Source organism: Paenibacillus sp. J22P165 (assembly GCF_059692015.1).
This window is the reverse complement of record NZ_JCAUAP010000017.1, coordinates 60,820-78,301: the sequence shown is the minus strand read 5'-3', so window position 1 is coordinate 78,301 and position 17,482 is coordinate 60,820. Positions and strand designations below refer to the sequence as shown.

The 17,482-nt window shown below is 46.7% G+C and carries 15 protein-coding genes and 1 riboswitch; of the genes, 12 read left to right on the top strand and 3 right to left on the bottom strand.

Annotation, left to right across the window (positions count from 1 at the left end; genetic code table 11):
- Nucleotides 1-87 precede the first annotated feature (87 nt).
- From AC58QM_RS31220 to AC58QM_RS31200, 5 genes are all read left to right on the top strand, one after another.
- Nucleotides 88-1,923, top strand: a complete 1,836-nt coding sequence (locus tag AC58QM_RS31220; RefSeq protein ID WP_497288649.1) for an APC family permease — start codon at nt 88-90, stop codon at nt 1,921-1,923.
- Nucleotides 1,924-1,968: 45 nt separating this feature from the next.
- Nucleotides 1,969-2,229, top strand: a complete 261-nt coding sequence (locus AC58QM_RS31215) for a YqkE family protein (RefSeq protein ID WP_057309125.1) — start codon at nt 1,969-1,971, stop codon at nt 2,227-2,229.
- A gap of 11 nt (nt 2,230-2,240) precedes the next feature.
- A complete protein-coding gene (locus AC58QM_RS31210; protein WP_497288648.1) occupies nt 2,241-3,206 on the top strand; it encodes a polysaccharide deacetylase family protein in 966 nt (321 codons plus the stop codon).
- Between the two features lie 98 nt (nt 3,207-3,304).
- The gene (locus AC58QM_RS31205) at nt 3,305-4,384 is read left to right on the top strand and encodes a polysaccharide deacetylase family protein (protein WP_497288647.1); all 1,080 of its coding nucleotides are present in this window, start codon (nt 3,305-3,307) and stop codon (nt 4,382-4,384) included.
- 167 nt (nt 4,385-4,551) lie between these two features.
- A riboswitch (Lysine riboswitch) is annotated at nt 4,552-4,741 on the top strand.
- A 161-nt stretch (nt 4,742-4,902) separates the two neighbouring features.
- Entirely contained in the window at nt 4,903-6,291 is a 1,389-nt protein-coding gene (locus AC58QM_RS31200) for an amino acid permease (protein ID WP_497288695.1), read from the top strand.
- A 7-nt stretch (nt 6,292-6,298) separates the two neighbouring features.
- Here the strand turns inward: AC58QM_RS31200 and AC58QM_RS31195 are convergent, their stop codons facing one another.
- Nucleotides 6,299-6,514: a hypothetical protein gene (locus AC58QM_RS31195; protein ID WP_056612196.1), complete on the bottom strand. Its 216-nt coding sequence runs from the start codon at nt 6,512-6,514 to the stop codon at nt 6,299-6,301.
- Between the two features lie 150 nt (nt 6,515-6,664).
- On the opposite strand from AC58QM_RS31195, the gene AC58QM_RS31190 reads away from it, so the two are divergent.
- From AC58QM_RS31190 to AC58QM_RS31180, 3 genes are all read left to right on the top strand, one after another.
- A complete protein-coding gene (locus tag AC58QM_RS31190) occupies nt 6,665-8,077 on the top strand; it encodes a hypothetical protein (RefSeq protein WP_497288646.1) in 1,413 nt (470 codons plus the stop codon).
- A 539-nt stretch (nt 8,078-8,616) separates the two neighbouring features.
- Nucleotides 8,617-9,192: an NUDIX domain-containing protein gene (locus tag AC58QM_RS31185; protein ID WP_497288645.1), complete on the top strand. Its 576-nt coding sequence runs from the start codon at nt 8,617-8,619 to the stop codon at nt 9,190-9,192.
- The gene (locus AC58QM_RS31180; RefSeq protein ID WP_310500860.1) at nt 9,189-9,626 is read left to right on the top strand and encodes a DUF1284 domain-containing protein; all 438 of its coding nucleotides are present in this window, start codon (nt 9,189-9,191) and stop codon (nt 9,624-9,626) included. The genes AC58QM_RS31185 and AC58QM_RS31180 overlap by 4 nt, the downstream gene beginning before the upstream one ends.
- A gap of 92 nt (nt 9,627-9,718) precedes the next feature.
- On the opposite strand, the gene AC58QM_RS31175 is transcribed toward AC58QM_RS31180, so the two are convergent.
- Together AC58QM_RS31175 and AC58QM_RS31170 are read right to left on the bottom strand one after the other, a co-directional pair.
- A complete protein-coding gene (locus AC58QM_RS31175; RefSeq protein ID WP_497288644.1) occupies nt 9,719-10,369 on the bottom strand; it encodes an SOS response-associated peptidase in 651 nt (216 codons plus the stop codon).
- Between the two features lie 127 nt (nt 10,370-10,496).
- Entirely contained in the window at nt 10,497-11,609 is a 1,113-nt protein-coding gene (locus AC58QM_RS31170) for a GGDEF domain-containing protein (protein WP_497288643.1), read from the bottom strand.
- A 153-nt stretch (nt 11,610-11,762) separates the two neighbouring features.
- On the opposite strand from AC58QM_RS31170, the gene AC58QM_RS31165 reads away from it, so the two are divergent.
- The 4 genes from AC58QM_RS31165 to AC58QM_RS31150 all read left to right on the top strand — a co-directional run bounded on the left by AC58QM_RS31165 (nt 11,763) and on the right by AC58QM_RS31150 (nt 17,464).
- The gene (locus tag AC58QM_RS31165; RefSeq protein WP_497288642.1) at nt 11,763-13,967 is read left to right on the top strand and encodes an AAA family ATPase; all 2,205 of its coding nucleotides are present in this window, start codon (nt 11,763-11,765) and stop codon (nt 13,965-13,967) included.
- A 235-nt stretch (nt 13,968-14,202) separates the two neighbouring features.
- On the top strand, nt 14,203-14,781 hold the full coding sequence (locus AC58QM_RS31160) for a Pvc16 family protein (protein WP_310500856.1): 579 nt from the start codon (nt 14,203-14,205) through the stop codon (nt 14,779-14,781).
- A 13-nt stretch (nt 14,782-14,794) separates the two neighbouring features.
- Nucleotides 14,795-15,604 (top strand): beta-sandwich domain-containing protein, encoded by an 810-nt coding sequence (locus AC58QM_RS31155; RefSeq protein WP_497288641.1) that lies wholly within the window; start codon nt 14,795-14,797, stop codon nt 15,602-15,604.
- A gap of 126 nt (nt 15,605-15,730) precedes the next feature.
- A complete protein-coding gene (locus AC58QM_RS31150; RefSeq protein ID WP_497288640.1) occupies nt 15,731-17,464 on the top strand; it encodes a phage tail sheath subtilisin-like domain-containing protein in 1,734 nt (577 codons plus the stop codon).
- Nucleotides 17,465-17,482 lie beyond the last annotated feature (18 nt).

The following is a 17,482-nucleotide window of genomic DNA, read 5'->3' as shown; positions in this document are numbered from 1 at the left end:
AACACAAGGTCATTCCTTGTGTTTTTTTGCGTCCATTTTTCAAGTGTGGTGCGTGATATTCGTTTTAATTGGAGGAACAAGTGAGAAATGACAAGTGATTCATTGAAAAAAATTGTGTTTGGTAAGCCGCTAAAGTCGAGTGAGATTGAGTCGGAGAAAATGCCTGTCTGGAAAGGACTTCCCATCCTGTCTTCCGATGCCTTATCTTCCGTATCGTATGGGACAGAGCAGATTCTGTTAGAGCTTGCAACAGTTGGTGTAGCTGCATTTGCCTTCTCCTTGCCGATTGCGATTTCCATTATTGCTTTAATACTTCTGCTAGTGTTGAGCTACAGACAGGTGATTGAAGCCTACCCTATGGGTGGCGGCGCCTATATGGTTACGAAAGAGAATTTAGGGATGGTATGGGGACGACTTACAGGAGTCTCCTTACTGATTGACTATACCCTTACCGTTGCCGTGTCGATCTCGGCTGGCGTCCAGGCGATTACGTCTGCATTTCCATCTGCCGTACCGTACATTGTTCCACTTACCATCCTGCTGGTTTGGATTATGGTCTGGCTGAATTTGCGAGGTACTTCTGAGTCAGGCACGGTATTCGCCATACCTACTTATTTTTTCATCCTTTGTATTCTGTTGTTAGTTGGAAAAGGCATTTTCGATTTGCTCACGGGTTCACTGAATACACACGCTATCGAATTCGCACCCAGCGCAGCAACGAGCTCATTGACCTTATTCGTTATTCTTAAAGCGTTCTCTTCTGGTTGCTCAGCAGTAACAGGGATCGAAGCGATTTCGGATGCGGTACCCCATTTCAGAACACCTTCCGTGAAAAATGCTAAGCGTACGCTTATCTCCTTAGGCGGCTTGTTGGCCATCGTCTTCGGTGGTGTAACGCTGATTGCTTTAGGGTATGGAATTGCGCCTGACCCTAATGGTCATACATCGGTCTTATCGATGGTGACGGAGCAAGCTTTTGGCCGTGGCACGATGTATTATGCGACTCAAATCGCAACGATGCTCATTCTGGTGCTTGCAGCGAATACGAGTTTTAATGGTTTCCCGATCTTGGCGTCGATCATGGCTCAGGACAAAAACTTCCCGCGCATGTTCTCCTTCCGTGGAGATCGTCTTTCCTATCATTATGGCATCATCACGTTAGGCGTATTGGCAAGTCTGCTTCTGATTGGTTTCAAAGGTAAAACCGATGCACTTATTCCGCTTTATGCGATTGGCGTATTTTTATCCTTTACCTTGGCTCAAAGCGGTTTGGTTCGCAAATGGCTGAAAGAGCGCGTCTCCGGCTGGATTGGCAAATTAATTATCAATGGTCTAGGCGGCATTGTGTCTCTAGCAGTTCTGATTATTTTCTGTATCACCAAATTCAGTGAAGGCGCTTGGATCGTCATTGTTGTGACGCCGATCTTACTATGGCTCATTACGAAGATCAGTCACCATTATGATGATGTAGCGAAGCAACTTCGCATTGATATCACACAAGACCGTGTGTGTACCAAAGAGCCCGTCATTATCGTACCTGTGGCTGGGATTCACAAAGCGGTTGAGCAATCTCTGAACTATGCCAGATCGCTTTCGCCAAACGTTATCGCATTCTATGTGTCCTTCTCGGATGAGGATGAAGAATCGATGCAGGAGAAGTGGCAGATCTGGGATCCAGGCGTTCGACTCGTTGTGTTCAAATCGCGATATAGAACGATCCTGAAGCCGCTGGCAGAATTCATTGATCGTATCGATACGCATGTGTCAGAGAAGCAATCCATCATGGTTATTCTTCCACAATTCATGCCGAAGAAATGGTGGCATCGTCTGCTCCATAATCAGTCTGCGGCGCGGATTCGTTCGAAGCTTCAAGCCGATAAGGATATCGTTGTTGCAACAGTACCGTATCATTTACATCAATAGAGGTGTACAATAATAGGGAGAACTTGTAGACGAGGTGACCTTATTATGGTGAAAAAGAAAGCAAAAATGACGCCAGCTGCGGCTAGTGTGCAAGATAAACCTGCAACGCTGAAAGATTTACTGCGTCCGGAAATACTAGAAGGACTCAAAGCCCAGGCTGACGCGATGAAAGCGGAAGAGCAAGCGAAGAAGGACGCAGAGAGAGCCAAGGTAGAGGCGGCACGCAAGGCGGAAGAGAAGCGTCTTGAGAACGATTTTGCCTATCAGCTGGAGAAAAGTAAATTAGACTGGCGGAAGCATAAATGAGGGGGCGCGCGATGTGCCTCCTTTTTTTCATGAGCGCGATGTTAGCGCTTGCAGGTTGTCAGGTGGAGCAGGGTGCTATGGAAGTGGAAACTGTGGTTGCATCGACACCGGCACTAGCGCCAACAGCTGCACCAACTGCAAACACTACATTAACAACACCAGTGAGTAGTCCTATCGCGTCAACTGTCCCAACGACCTCATCCCATCCTTCATCCGATAGTCCAACGGTTAAAACGGAAGATACGGAAGCTGTCCCAGCTTTCGCGTCGGTAGAACAATCCTTGATTGCTCGTTATGCTTCGGCGAGTCCAACGAAGTGGGGAGAGCGTGTCCCCGGTGTCAAAACACGATTACAAACGAAGGACAAAGTGATTGCCCTTACCTTTGATGCCTGCGGCGGGAAGGATGGCAGTGGCTACGATGAGAAGCTGATCCAGTATCTGATTCAGGAGCAGATTCCAGCTACGTTATTCATCAATGCTAGATGGATGGCTGCGAATCCGTCTACTTTTCAGCTTCTTGCCGCGAATCCTTTGTTTGAGATCGAAAATCATGGCACCGAGCACCGCCCTTTATCCGTAACAGGCAAGCCAGCATACGGTATTGCGGGTACGAAGAACGTCAAAGAAGTCATTCATGAAATGAATGATAATGCGGATCAGATAGAGAAGCTGACGGGGAAAAGACCCCTATTTTTCCGTTCAGGTACAGCATTTTATGATGAGATTGCGGTATCTGTTGCGCATGATTTAGGATTTGCGATAGCAGGATACTCGGTGCTTGGTGATGCGGGAGCGACTTATAACACGGAGCAAGTATACAACGCCATTTCAAAGGCCCCGAGCGGATCCATCGTTCTCGCACACATGAATCATCCCGAGAAGGATACAGCGGAGGGTGTCATCAAAGCGATTCCGGTGCTGCGACAAGCGGGTTTCCATTTCGTGCAACTTGCTTCTATGGAACTTAACGGTTAGGAAGACAAAGTAGCCGTAATAAATAGTTTACAAGAAAGCGTTTTCATGGTAATATCTTCGTAATTTATCATTATCTCATCTACGGGGTTGTTGTCAGCATGAATGGACTGAAATTGGGAAATCCAACGAATTTGGCGTTTACTGTTCTTTTAGTTTCTAGCTTTTTATTTTGTCTCTATGTTGTATTGCCTAACGCATCGCCAAAGTCCTTGGAGCAGACCCTAAGTCCAGAACAAGTAAAAAGTGAAGAACATCTTGTGCCTTCTTATGAACCGTTAGCAGAACTAGCTGTAGAACAAGAAGTAAAGCAAGAGGTGAAACCAGCCGTACAGCAACTAGAACTCGAAACGCAGCAACAACAGGGGAAGCGTCAAGTAAATGCGCTAGCTTTTGATCAGGCAGATTATAGTAAACAAAAGGTTCATTATACGGACAAAGTCATTGTACTGGCCTATCATCACATTGATGAAAAAGAAAACGGGATTACCATTTCCCCAAAAAGATTTAAAAGTCACCTCCAAAGGTTGAAGAAAGAAGATTACAATGTGATTTCGATGGAACATTTTCTTCATTTCATGAAGGGGGAGGCTGCGGTTCCTCAAAATGCGGTTCTCATCACATTTGATGACGGCTATGAATCATTTTATACCCAAGCGTATCCTGAATTACTTAACTTTGGTTTCCATGCTACTAAATTTATCGTTGTTGATTCGATAGATCATCCTAAGGCACCTCGTTTAACATGGGATCAGATGAGAGAAATGAAACAGAATGGGATGAGTTTTTACTCTCATACCTACGATCATCATGATAAAGTCAAGGCGGGTTCTGGCAATACTCTGATGCCAATGCTCACTAATCCTATCTATTTGGAAAATGAAAAAAGAATGGAAACGGACGATGAGTATCGAAAAAGAATTAAGCAGGACCTGTTAAAAGCTGAAACCCGTATTGAGGAAGAGTTAGGATCACAGTATCGTCTACTTGCCTTTCCTTTTGGTTCCTATAATGACACGGTTATTGGGGTAGGAAAGGAATTGGGAATTGAGCTTTTCTTTACGACCAAAGAGGGGATTAATACCAAAGGGAATAATGAAATTTATAGAATCCATGCGGGTACGTCGTATATGTCCGAAGATGATTTGATGTGGAAAATGAAGTTATATCATAAAAAATAAAATGAAACAATTGTCAGGAGTCGCATCCAAGCGGCTTCTTTTTATTTGGCTTCGTGCCCAGAGGCACGCATGCGTGGAATGAATACCCATTTGATTTTTGACCAAAGGATAATTAATATAAGTAAGGGTCAAGCACGTTACAATTAAATAGGAACCCTCATCGATCTAGATGAGGTAGAGGTCGCAATGTTGAAGAGTACATCGGAGGAAGTCCAGTAGAGACTATTGATCCCGATGAAAAGGCATCATTGCCGAAGCCATACGGTATACTGACCGCGTTGGCTGGGGACGTTTCCGAAAGGGACGGAACTGTCATACTGTTGTGAAAGCAAACCAGTATGTTGTGCTATCTTGAAAAAGATATGATGAGGAAATGTGAGCTGCCTTTCTTATTCATTGGAGAGAGTCGGCTTTTTTGCGTTTTTCGGCCTTTGGGAACATGTAGGCTAATTGAATAGATATAGGAGAGTTAGAAATTGACAGAGAACAAATTACGTAGAGGGTTGAAGTCGCGTCACATGACGATGATTTCACTCGGAGGATCGATTGGAACCGGATTATTCTTAGCAAGCGGAGGAGCGATTCATGCTGCTGGACCGGGCGGGGCCTTATTAGCTTACTTTATTATTGGCATTATGGTTTATTTCCTCGTAACAAGCTTGGGAGAAATGGCCACCTATATGCCTGTATCTGGAACCTTTAGCACGTATGCTACGAAATTCGTAGACCCCTCACTTGGTTTCGCCTTAGGTTGGAATTACTGGTACAACTGGGCGATTACCATCGCTGCTGAGTTGTCTGCGGCAACGCTAATTATTAAGTTTTGGCTGCCCGACAGCCCATCATTTCTTTGGAGCGCTTTATTCCTTGCACTGATGGTAGGACTTAATTTGTTGTCTGTGAAAAGCTATGGCGAGTCAGAGTATTGGTTTGCGATGATTAAAATTGCAACGATTATTCTATTCATTGGCATCGGTTTGTTGATGATTGTCGGCATTTGGGGCGGGGAAGCCGTTGGATTCCGTAATTTCACGGAAGGTGATGCGCCGATTTCAGGCGGCCTATTAGCCGTTCTTGGCGTGTGTATGGCTGCTGGCTTCTCATTCCAAGGAACTGAGTTGGTTGGGATAGCAGCGGGTGAGTCTGAAAATCCACAGAAGAGCATACCTCGCGCAATCCGCAGTGTGTTCTGGAGAATCCTTTTGTTTTATATTTTGGCTATTTTCGTGGTGGGCATGCTGATACCTTACGCAACAGATACCTTAGCCAGCGACAGCGTTGCGGCAAGTCCTTTTACGATCATTTTCGAAAAAGCAGGTTTAAGTATCGCTGCGTCTGTGATGAATGCTGTCATTCTAAGTTCTGTGCTGTCTGCAGGCAACTCCGGTATGTACGCTTCCACACGAATGCTGTGGGTATTAGCCAAAGAAGGTAAAGCGCCTAAGATGTTTGCCAAATTAAATAAAAGCGGTATTCCCGTATTCGCACTTCTTGCGACAGCGGCACTTGGGATGCTAGCTTTCCTTGCCTCTTTTTTTGGCGATGGTCAAGTGTACCTGTGGTTGTTGAATGCCTCCGGTATGTCTGGCTTCATTGCGTGGTTAGGTATTGCGATTAGTCATTACCGTTTCCGCAGAGCTTATGTTGCGCAGGGCCGTCTGATCTCTGATCTTCCATACCGTTCCAAGTGGTTTCCGCTCGGGCCCATCTTGGCAGGCGTCATGTGTATGATTGTCATTATCGGTCAAAGTATTAGCGCGTTCTCGGAGGGCCAAGTAGACTGGAAATTATTATTTGCTTCCTATATTGGTATTCCTTTGTTCTTAGTCTTGTGGCTGGGTTACAAATGGAAATATAAAACGAAAGTCTTAAAACTTGCTGAATGTCAGTTGAAGGTAGAAGAGTAAACCTCTTCTATCTTTTTTTCATTTCAAAAAACTCACAAGCTGCTCGGTCATAATAGGTCAAATCGCTGACGCGCGTTTGCACCACGACTGTCGTATCACTGAAACGTAGAACAACTGCATTGGAATCGACGATATGATCATCCTTAAAAATGCGAACAACACCCTGTCGGTCAATGACCTCCTGAAAATCTGAATCCGTATGTAAACGTTGATTCCTAGCCATGTATGTAGGTTCCCCTTACCTCATTAAAATAGTTCTTTTTATTGTACCACAAGGTGACGAAATGCCCGAATTTAGACGAACGCCTACGCCTAGCCGAGCATAGTATGTAGCACCAATTGCTGCTTGGGCTGAGAGGGTGTGTGGTGCAGGATGGATATTCAACTTTTACCGATTCATTGGGTCTATTTAGTGTTCATTGGTTTCATTCTTACGCTTCTTGTTAAAAGAAGAGATACGACGATGATTTGTGTGGTGGGTATTTTTACATTAGGGCTGTTAGCGACGGAGACGTTGAGCGGCTCAGTATCAGGTGTATTTAACAGCTTTATTTATGCGACCAAAGAGTTAATGGGGACGATTATGATTATCTCCATTATCGTGGCCATGAGCCGCGTCTTAATTCGCACGGGGATTAATGAAACGATGGTAGCGCCGCTGACCAAATTTTTGAGAACACCAGCACTCGCATTCTGGGGTATTGGGATCATTATGATGGTGACGTCCTGGTTTTTTTGGCCTTCCCCTGGGGTTGCGCTGATTGGCGCTGTGTTGTTGCCCGTTGCTGTTCGCGTTGGCTTGCCGGCACTTGGTGCCGCGATGGCGATGAACCTCTTCGGACATGGGATTGCGCTATCTGGCGATTACATTATTCAAGGCGCGCCTAAATTGACAGCAGATGCAGCAGGATTGCCAGTATCTGCCGTAATGGAAGCGAGTGTTCCTCTCGTCATCGTGATGGGGCTTGTTACGACAATAACAGCTTTCTGGCTGATGCGCCGCGATATGAAAAATGGGAAATGGCGCAGCGGGCTCATCGACTCGCGATTAGAGGAAAGCGGAGGCCTCGTTCCTGTGGAGGAAGAGACTAAAGTGCTGATCGGAGAGCGTTTGAAACGAACACTAGCTATCCTAATTCCTGTGCTGTTCGCGCTAGATGTTATTGCAATGTTTGTCTTGAATTTGCAAGGCGGTGATGCAACCGCTCTCGTAGGTGGTACAGCGGTGTTTATCTTAATCGCAGTCACCTTAATCGCTCATCGCAATGCGGGTGTGGAGAAAATCACATCGTATTTAATTGAAGGCTTTGTGTTTGGCTTCAAAGTCTTCGGACCCGTCATCCCGATTGCGGCTTTCTTCTATTTAGGTGACTCCGCAATTACGGATCTATTCGGTAAAATACTGCCTGAAGGTTCACATGGTCTTGTGAACGATCTAGGCGTGGCACTCGCAGGCGTTGTGCCCTTGAATGGAGCCATTGGTGCCGTGACGTTAACCGTCGTCGGCGCCATTACCGGCCTCGATGGCTCCGGCTTCTCGGGCATTTCCTTGGCGGGCTCCATCGCGCAGCTGTTCGCGACCGCCATTGGTTCAGGCGCAGCGGTGCTAACTGCGCTAGGGCAAGTAGCCGCCATCTGGGTCGGCGGCGGGACTTTGATCCCGTGGGCGCTCATTCCAGCCGCGGCGATCTGCGGTGTGAGTCCGTTCGAGCTCGCGCGACGGAATCTGAAGCCTGTGCTCATCGGATTGGCTGTGACAACGATTGTGGCGATGTTTTTGGTTTAAATAGAGGGCGGAGAAGGAACGGCACGCCAGGGAAGGGGCCTCAAGCCATGTATGTGGCGGTGGCCTCTTTTTCAATTTTAAAGGGTAAACTGACCCCAACCCCGCCCGCCTCTGCTAGATTTGCCTCCAAATCACCTAAGTTCGTGTTTGGAGTACAGTCGTGAACATGAGAAATGCAAAAGTGCAACCTTTTATACCGGTATAACCTCTTAATCTAAAATAGATGCATAAAGGCATCAATTTCTGCCTCAATTAGCAAATTAGTACATTTTAGCTCCAAAAGGTTGCCTTTTTGCATCAATTCGTCTACGCAGAGCGGTTTTATATGAAATAAGATGCACTTTTGCATCTTTGACCCTGGAAGCAAACATGGGCGCTGCCTTTCCGACTGGACGAGGGTTTGCATTTCCATTTTGATCTTACAATCTAATCGATTGGTTCTAGGAGCAATTAAAAGACAGGCTTGCCTATTGTCCATCATTCGCAGTAAGCTTGCATATAGATGATTAGAAGATGGATGATCAAGGGAGCTGAGACAGATGGAAGTCAAATTTTGCAGCAGCTGTGGAGCTGCTATGGAGACGCGTGATGTCGATGGGACGGAGAGAAGAGCCTGCACATCGTGTAGTTTTGTACATTGGGGGAGCTATAGCATTGGTGTCGGTGCTTTGGTGATGAAGGATGAAAAAATTCTCCTTGTGCGTAGAGCGCAAGAGCCAGGGAAAGGTCGATGGACGAACCCAGGTGGATATATAGAGCAGCATGAGCTGATTCAAGATACGATTGTGCGTGAAGTCATGGAGGAATGCGGTATTGAAGCTTCCGTTTCACGTTTAGTTGCTTTGCGCGATTTGCCGAGAAGCATACATAATGTGTACATCGCTTTTGAAATGGACTACATCAGTGGAACCCCTCAGCCAGATGGGGTAGAGGTAGATGCGGCAGGCTTTTACAGTCTTGAGGAAATGGCTTCCATGCCGGTGGCTGATTTTACCAAATGGCTCATCGACGTAGCTTTACACTCCAAAGGAGATGGGCTCGAAGAGGATCGAGATCCTGTTATTACGATGCCTGGATACGGATTGTACCGCGTACCAAGGGTAAATAATGTATGATCGAACCTATCATCCAGCTGCGTGGCCACCATTTGCTATGTCTACTGGGCTATAGAGGGATGGGGTACTCCCCTGCATTTTGTGAGAATATGACGACGGTGTACGAGCAACTGCGGACTGAGCCTGAAACGATGATTCGTGTTGTACTGGGTCCGGATGATTTGTGCGCCGAATTTCCGAAAGATGAAGTTGCGCATTGTGAGAATCGGACCGTGTATCAGCGTGACGCCGAAATCGTTGCCAAGCTTGGCTTAGCTGTCGGTATGGAGCGAACGTGGGCGACGATATGTGGTCAAGTTGCCTTAGAAGTGCGGCCTGCGGACATCAGCAACCTATGTGCAACCTGCCGATGGGAACCCTACGGAGTATGCGCGGATGGCGTGCGAATCATCGGAGAAGGTGGCGCTTTGCCGCCCGTACCGAAGAAAAAATAAAAAGAACTGTCCACACGTAGAGTCGATTGTCTACATGAGGACAGTTTTTTTCATTCGGACTGACGTTCCATATCGTAGAGGAAGGTACTTATTTATACGAAAATACTGACATCCGAACCCACTTCCATCTTCTCTGCAGGGGATGTAAGAATATTAGCGACCATTCGCATCTCATCAATGGGTTGAAGAAATGATCGTAACTGACGGCTGTCCTTCTGATCCGGCTGCAGCCACTTTTCCATGTGCTCCTCATCGAGAATAGCTGGCATGCTAGCGTGATACGGAGATACAACGGAGTTGGATTCCGTCATTAGCATCATGCACGTACGCAGCTCCTCTCCACCGGAAGGTGCTTGCCAAATATCGTAGAGCCCTGCGATACCGAACGTTCCACTCCGCATTTTGAAACGAATCCACTCGGTTTCCTTCCCTTCTGTCCGCCCCACGTAGAAACTACTGCAAGGGATGACACAACGTTGCTTTTTGACAATGCGCTCGAACACGATGTTGGAGAAAATAGAGTTGCGTTCACCGCAAACAGCATCTTTGGCCCAGAAAGGCATCAGTCCCCAACGGAATTCATCTAACAGGCGCTCTCCCTTGCGATTAATCATCACAGCAGACACAGATTCAGTAGGTCGCACCTCATACCGATTGGAACTGTAAGATAAGAGCCGATCGACGCGGAATTGCTTCATGACTTCTTGAACATCAGCCAATATGGCTATGGAATGACACATCATTATCACCTCATTTTGATTTAGGTTATTATTTTCCTAATGCAACCAATTCATGTATGAGGCTTAACACTTTTTTCCACGGCAACTCCAAATGAAAAAACCAGAAGCATTTTGCTCCTGGTTGTAAGGGTTATTCAGCTATCGGCACTTGAATATCGGCTGCATGGACGTGAATGCGATTCTTGCCGTTGCGCTTTGCGATGTATAAGCATTCGTCAACGAGTTGAAACCATGCCTTTTTCATCGTGTTTCGATTATACGTTGCGAGTCCGATGCTCATGGTCAATTTGTATTCGGGCATTTCTGGAATGACGGTATTGCGGATGGTTTCCATTATTGTTTCGCAAATGGGCAGCACATCCTGATGCGACTTCCCAACGAATAGAACGGCAAACTCTTCACCGCCATACCGAAAAGACATATCGTCGGGGCCAAGTACGTCTTTGAGAAGGCCGCCGATGGTTTTGAGAACAACATCACCAACCCAGTGACCATAATTATCATTAATGAGCTTAAAATTATCAATATCCATCAGGGCGAGCACGAGAGGTGTATCATGGGGCATATGGGAAATAAGGTGGTCTGTATGCTCTTGAAAAGAGCGATGATTGAAGAGCTCGGTAAGTGCATCGACTTTGGAAAGACGGTCAATCATGACGTTGCGAATCAGTAGATCTTGCTCGCGTACGACCGAATTCTTCAGCCTGGCAAGCAGGTCAAGCCCACGGCTCATAATGGCAAAACAAAGCATGGATGTTGCGGTAATAATCGTGAGGGATACAATGATCTCGTAGGGGTTTGCTGATTGTCCTCTAGCCATCTGGGTTAGCAGCAGGATGAGTAAATAAGCGATACCGAGACTGTAAGCGAAAATAACATATCTTTTCTGAAAATAGATCGATGCTAACAAAACAGGCATGCTGAGCAGCTCGTAACTGTGTGTCATTTCAGGTATGCAAAGGATGAATACACTAATCATGGTCATGGTCCATGCGATCATGATAAACTCTCTATAGAACTTTAAATAGTGCATGGCCAAATAACCTAAGCCCATAACAAGTAGCTGCAATAATGTAGGAACAAGTTGGAAGCGAATGAAGCTATCGAACCCATTCGTCGGTTGCTCACTGATTTCAAAGAATAAAGCAATCGTAGCAGCTATTTCATAAATGATGAGGATCCACCACAACATTCGAATGAGCTTTCGATTCCAAGTTGGATCATGTGCTGGAAATTGTTCCATCAAAAGGAGGCCACTTTCCTTTCAGGGCAGTAGGTGTCGAAATGATTTGTGCCTTATCCTGATATTGTAAAGAATAACCCCCTCTTTACGCAAGCAATTAATGATGTTAATCGATTTGTTAATAAAAAATATACAGAGTCATTGGGGAGGCTTATGACAGCTCTAGGGTATGTGCATGCATGGGAACATTATAAGGACGAGCTTCTGCTGCTAGATAAAAAGCTAGAGCTTCTCTATAAGCGTCGTCAAAAGCTGACGCCTGATCCGCAAACGGATTCATTCCGCGGAATGTTTGTATCGGAGGACGAATTTATTCGTCTCATTGGCGGATTCAGTACGGAAGAAGAAATCGATGAGGAAGAGCAAGAGCTGCTAGGACGAATAGAGCTGCTGGACAGCGCAATCACCGATCGCCTGGCCCATAGCCGTCAGTCAGGTGTTTTTCTGCCGTTGGCTTATTTGTCTACGGTTTTCGGCTTTTCTTCTATAGAAGAGCGCATCGTTATGCTGGGGCTAGCTGTGGAGTTGGATCGGAAGTATGAGCGTATTTTCGGCTTTCTGTTAGACGATCTAACCAACAAAACGCCTAATATCAGCTTGGCGCTGCAAATTGCTTGCCAAAGTCCAGAGGACATGCGGGCTGCGCGTACGACCTTTATGGCGCCGGATGGCAGATTAGCCCGCTATGTGCTGCATCCAGACACACTTGTCGTCAGTGGTCAGACCCTATTGTCCAAACCTTTGCAGTTGGATAAACGGATTGTGACCTTTCTATTGGATTCGGGTGAGTTAGATCCGAAGCTGAAACCAGCGGTTGAGATTGTCTATCCGGATGATGAGCTCTCCCCCTTGCTTGTGCAAGAAGACTTTCAGCAACGACTGCGTGGCTTTATTGAAAGCGTGTATGAGGCGCCGGTGACTGAGCGCAAGCGCCTTGCTTTTCACTTATGGGGAAATGCGGGGTCTGGCAAAAAGCTGCAGGTGAAGCATCTCAGCCGCTCCTTCAATAAGCCTCTGCTGCTAGTAAATCTGGCAGATGTCCTTTTGCATGCGGCAAGCTTTGAAGAGCAGATCAGCATCATCGTGCGCGAAGCGATTTTGCACCAAGCTGTGCTGTGCTTCACACGGCTGGAAGTGCTTTACCCTGATGAGCCGGACTTGGCTGCACAGCAGCGGCTAGGGCGGTTCCATGAGCAGCTCGACGGTTACGGCGGCATGGTCTTTCTCTTAGCCGGACGGTTCAACCGGCTAAGCTGGAAGCCCAAGGAGCGGCTGCTCCTTGAGCATGAGCTTGCCGTGCCAGACGAAGGCGGGCGCGAGCGCCTGTGGCAGGCATTCGCGCAAGAACTCTGCGTCGCTGACGATGTAGACTACCGGGTGATGAGCGGCAAATTTCGCTTCACCCCAGGGCAAATTCGCCGCGCGCTCACGCTGGCGCGCGGGTACTCCTCCTGGCAGACGACAGCTGCTGCCGGGACGGGCAATGCCGGCGCACTGCGCAGCGATGCGCTGTACAAGGCGTGCTACCAGCAGGTGCAGCATAAGCTGGAGCGCAAAGCAACGCGCATTGAGCCTCGCTATGGGTGGGGGGATGTGATTCTTCCCCCTGAGCAGAAGGATCAGCTCCGCAATGCGTGTAACCAAGTGAAGTATCGCGGCGTCGTGTACAACGATTGGGGATTCGAGAAGAAGCTGGCCTACGGCAAGGGGCTTAGCATGCTTTTCGCAGGGCCGCCAGGCACAGGGAAAACGATGTCGGCGCAGGTTGTAGCCGGGGACTTACAGCTGGAACTGTACAAGGTAGATCTATCCCAGGTGATCAGTAAGTACATCGGTGAAACCGAGAAGAACCTGCACGAAATTTTCGAAGAGGCGCAGTTGAGTAATGCGGTGCTGTTTTTTGATGAAACGGATGCACTGTTTGGGAAACGCTCCGAGGTAAAAGATTCACACGATAAGTATGCCAACATTGAAACCGCGTATCTACTTCAAAAAATGGAGGAATACCAGGGGATCACGGTGCTCGCTACCAATCTACTTAATAACATTGATGAGGCCTTCTTAAGGCGGATCAATTATGTCATTAAATTTCCATTTCCGGACAGCGAATATCGCGAGAAAATTTGGCAATCTATGTTTCCTCCTGCAGCGCCGCTTAGCAATGATGTTGATTTCAAATATCTAGCCCAGCGCTACGAGATTGCAGGGGGGAATATTAAGAACGTCGTTCTCTCTTCCGCTTTCTTGGCGGCGGAATCAGGTGAATCGATTCGGATGCAGCATATTATCAAGTCAATCCGACATGAGCTTCAAAAATCAGGTAAGATCCTTGCACGACAAGAGTGGGAAGATTACTAGATTCACCAGAATATGTAAGTAGTAGATAGGCTCACACCCAGTGTGAGCTTGTCTTTATGTATGTTATATACGCCATTTTTTGGTCAAAAATCGCCAAATTTCGGGGAAAACGCACAAATAAATAATATAATTCCTATAGTCAACCCGAAGGTTTACATTTATAATAGAAAAAGATACATAATGCGACATAAAGAGTATCTTTTTTACAAGTTTAATAGGTATTTAGAGGCAGGAAGTGACACTCATAGGCAATTATTCTGTGATCGCTGATGTAAGTGCATCATTAGTTAAGCTACTTAGAGAAAACATGACCCCAGATCCCATTCCGCAACCAGAAATGATTGGTCTCGCATCACCTGTAGATAAAGGGGATTTTTATCTCTCACTCTATCTCTACAATGTTCGTGAGAGTGGCAACAATCGTCAAACACATATGATTGCTAGAGGAACGAATGAAATTCAGTTTCCACCTATGGTTGTCGATTTATGTTATCTAGTTACCGTGCAATCGCCGGCCGAACTCTCATCGCGAGCACTGGATGAGCATCGGATTCTAGGAAGAGCGATGCAGGTATTCTACGATCATTCGATCCTTCGAGGTTCAATGACAGTCGGTACGTTAGCTGAGCAAGATGAAGAAGTTCGTATCGTCATGGATCCTTTTAAAGGTGAAAGTCTCATGAACATGTGGAATTTCTCAGACACCCCTTACAGACTCTCAGTCGCCTATACGGTGGGGCCAGTACATATTGACTCAACGCGTATCAAAACAACTAAAAGGGTTTCGGAAACCGATTTTCGTATTCAAGGTTAGGAGGATTCCACCTGTGGATCAGATTCGAATATCACAATTGAGATCCCGTGTATCCCTTGTTGTGTGTGTGATTGACGCACTCACCTCTCAAGCTCCTCTTGGCAACAAGACCACAGTACACCTAGAAGGCTCCCGTTCGAAAGCAATTCGCAAATCGAATGGTTCCTATATATTCAACGATTTATCCCCCGGCGAATACCGATTATCGGTACATAGCGAGTATTATTTTCAAGAACAAACAAACATCACGGTTGGCACACACAATTTTATTGAAGTCGTTCAAATGAAACCGTTACCTTCATACCCATTTTCTCAAGGGGCAGGACTTATTCGAGTCATGTTGCAGAATGCAGCAGGGGCTCCGATCCGTGATGCTCACTTACAGTCGACCGTGCTAACGGAGGACTGCGCGCGCGCGCGATTAATGGTTGATCAAGCTGACAAAGGCGCGATGGAAATGACCTTAGGCTCATTTACAGGTGGCATTGTGGCTGGCGATGTGTATCTGCTGCGAGGAAGAGGTTCTCAAGCTTCGGAAGAGGTCATTCGGATTTCTGAAGTGCTCGAACACCAGAAAAGATTTCGATTATTGAATCCTCTGGCCCAATCGTATTCCCGTGGCGCAATGCTGTTGCCTGTGCAAGAGACCCGAAGTACAGAGCGTGGCGAGGTTGCCATTGCTTTTCGAGGGAATCGAATTCCGACGTTTCAGACGGACTTGGTTATTACGTATGGAACCGATGGCAAGCACAGTCACAGTATCCAGGATCTCGCAGTAGCTGAAGGAACAACAACCAATCTTGGCACGATACGTCTCGCGTAACCCTAATTAGTAGAATGGACACGTCCATCTTCTATACAAAATGACAAGCAGAAAGGAGAGAACTGGTTTCATGTCTTTGGCCATATTTATTGAGTAAGCAGTGCCATCTGACTGAACTGGGGAACAATGGCTGACTATTTATCACCTGGAGTCTATGTGGAAGAGTTTGACAGCGGAGCACAACCGCTTGAGGGTGCAAGCACAAGTACGGCCGGGTTTATAGGGCTTGCGCAAAGAGGGGAAATTGAAGGTGTCCCTCAACTGGTTACGAGCGTAGCTGATTTCCACCGTTTATTCGGTAGCTACTTGTCCGAAAATGAATTCGGCGAATATCGTTTCCTTTCCTACGCGGTAGAGCATTTCTACTTAAACGGAGGTAATCGCTGTTTCGTTATGCGTGTAGCGCCAACTGACGCGAAAGTAGCAACGAACAAAGCGGCTTCGAATAAAGAATCAGCAATTATTGAAATTGCTTCCAAGAACCCTGGAACATGGGGGAACCAAGTGCGTATCGTTGTTGTGCCAGCTAGCAAAGCAAAGACACAAATCTATGAAGTGCTAAGCGAAACACAATATCGCGTGAAAAACAACGCTGGCTTTAACGTTGGCGACGTAGTTGCTTTCGAAGCAGCAGGCGCGAAACAATACAGCAAAGTAGTCGCTTCCCAAGATAACATTATCGAGTTGTCTGTGGCACTTGAAGGTGATGTTGTTGATAGCGGATTACTGCCAGCAAAAGTATTGACAACAAGTGAATTTACACTTCACGTATTCTACGGTGACGAAGCTGAGACGTATGAGCGGGTATCCCTGAACATTACGGCAGCGAATCACATTGAGAAAATTGTTTCCCGCTCGAACATTATTACAGTGAAGGATTTGACAGAAGGTCAAGATCTTGGCGCAATCGCTCCTTTCGAGGTGCTTTCCGGTGAGAACGAAGCAACTGGCAAATTCCAAATCGCATTGTCTGGCGGCAGCAACGGTTCCATCGCGAATGTAACACCTGATATTTATATGGGTGTTGATCGTGGTCCAGGTAAGCGTACAGGGATTCAATCCTTCATCGATAACGATGTTGTGTCCATCATTGCGATTCCAGGTGTAACGGAGCCGACGGTTCAATTATCCCTTGTAGCGCACTGTGAAAACTTAGGCAGCCGTTTCGCGGTTCTCGATATTCCACGTGAGAAAACAAAAGTTGCTGATGTTATGACACACCGCAACATCTTCGACAGTTCTTATGCGGCTATGTACAACCCATGGTTGCAAGTTTTTGATCCATTAGACAAACGCAATATTTACATACCGCCATCTGGCTCTGTTATTGGTATTTACTCCCGTTCCGACCAATCTCGTGGCGTTCAAAAAGCGCCTGCGAATGAAGTCGTTCGCGGTGCCGTTGGCCTAGATTGCCAATATAACAAAGGCGAGCAAGATATTCTAAACCCACAAGGCGTTAACTTGATCCGTCATTTTGCTGGACAAGGTATTCGCGTTTGGGGTGCTCGTACAACATCGTCGAACGGTTTATGGAAATATGTGAACGTTAGACGTTTGTTCATCTTTATCGAAGAGTCCATCAAGAACGGCACGAACTGGGTTGTCTTCGAACCGAATGACGAACAGCTTTGGGCACGTGTACAGCGGACGATTGATGCGTTCTTAACGCGGGTATGGAGAGATGGTGCTCTAATGGGCGGAAGTCCTTCAGAAGCGTTCTACATCAATATCGGCCGCAGCACCATGACACAGGACGACATCGATAATGGTCGACTTATCTGCGTAATTGGGGTTGCACCGGTGAAACCTGCCGAGTTCGTAATCTTCCGCATTACTCAGAAAACAAGAGAAGAATAGTCTAACGTTAGATATCAC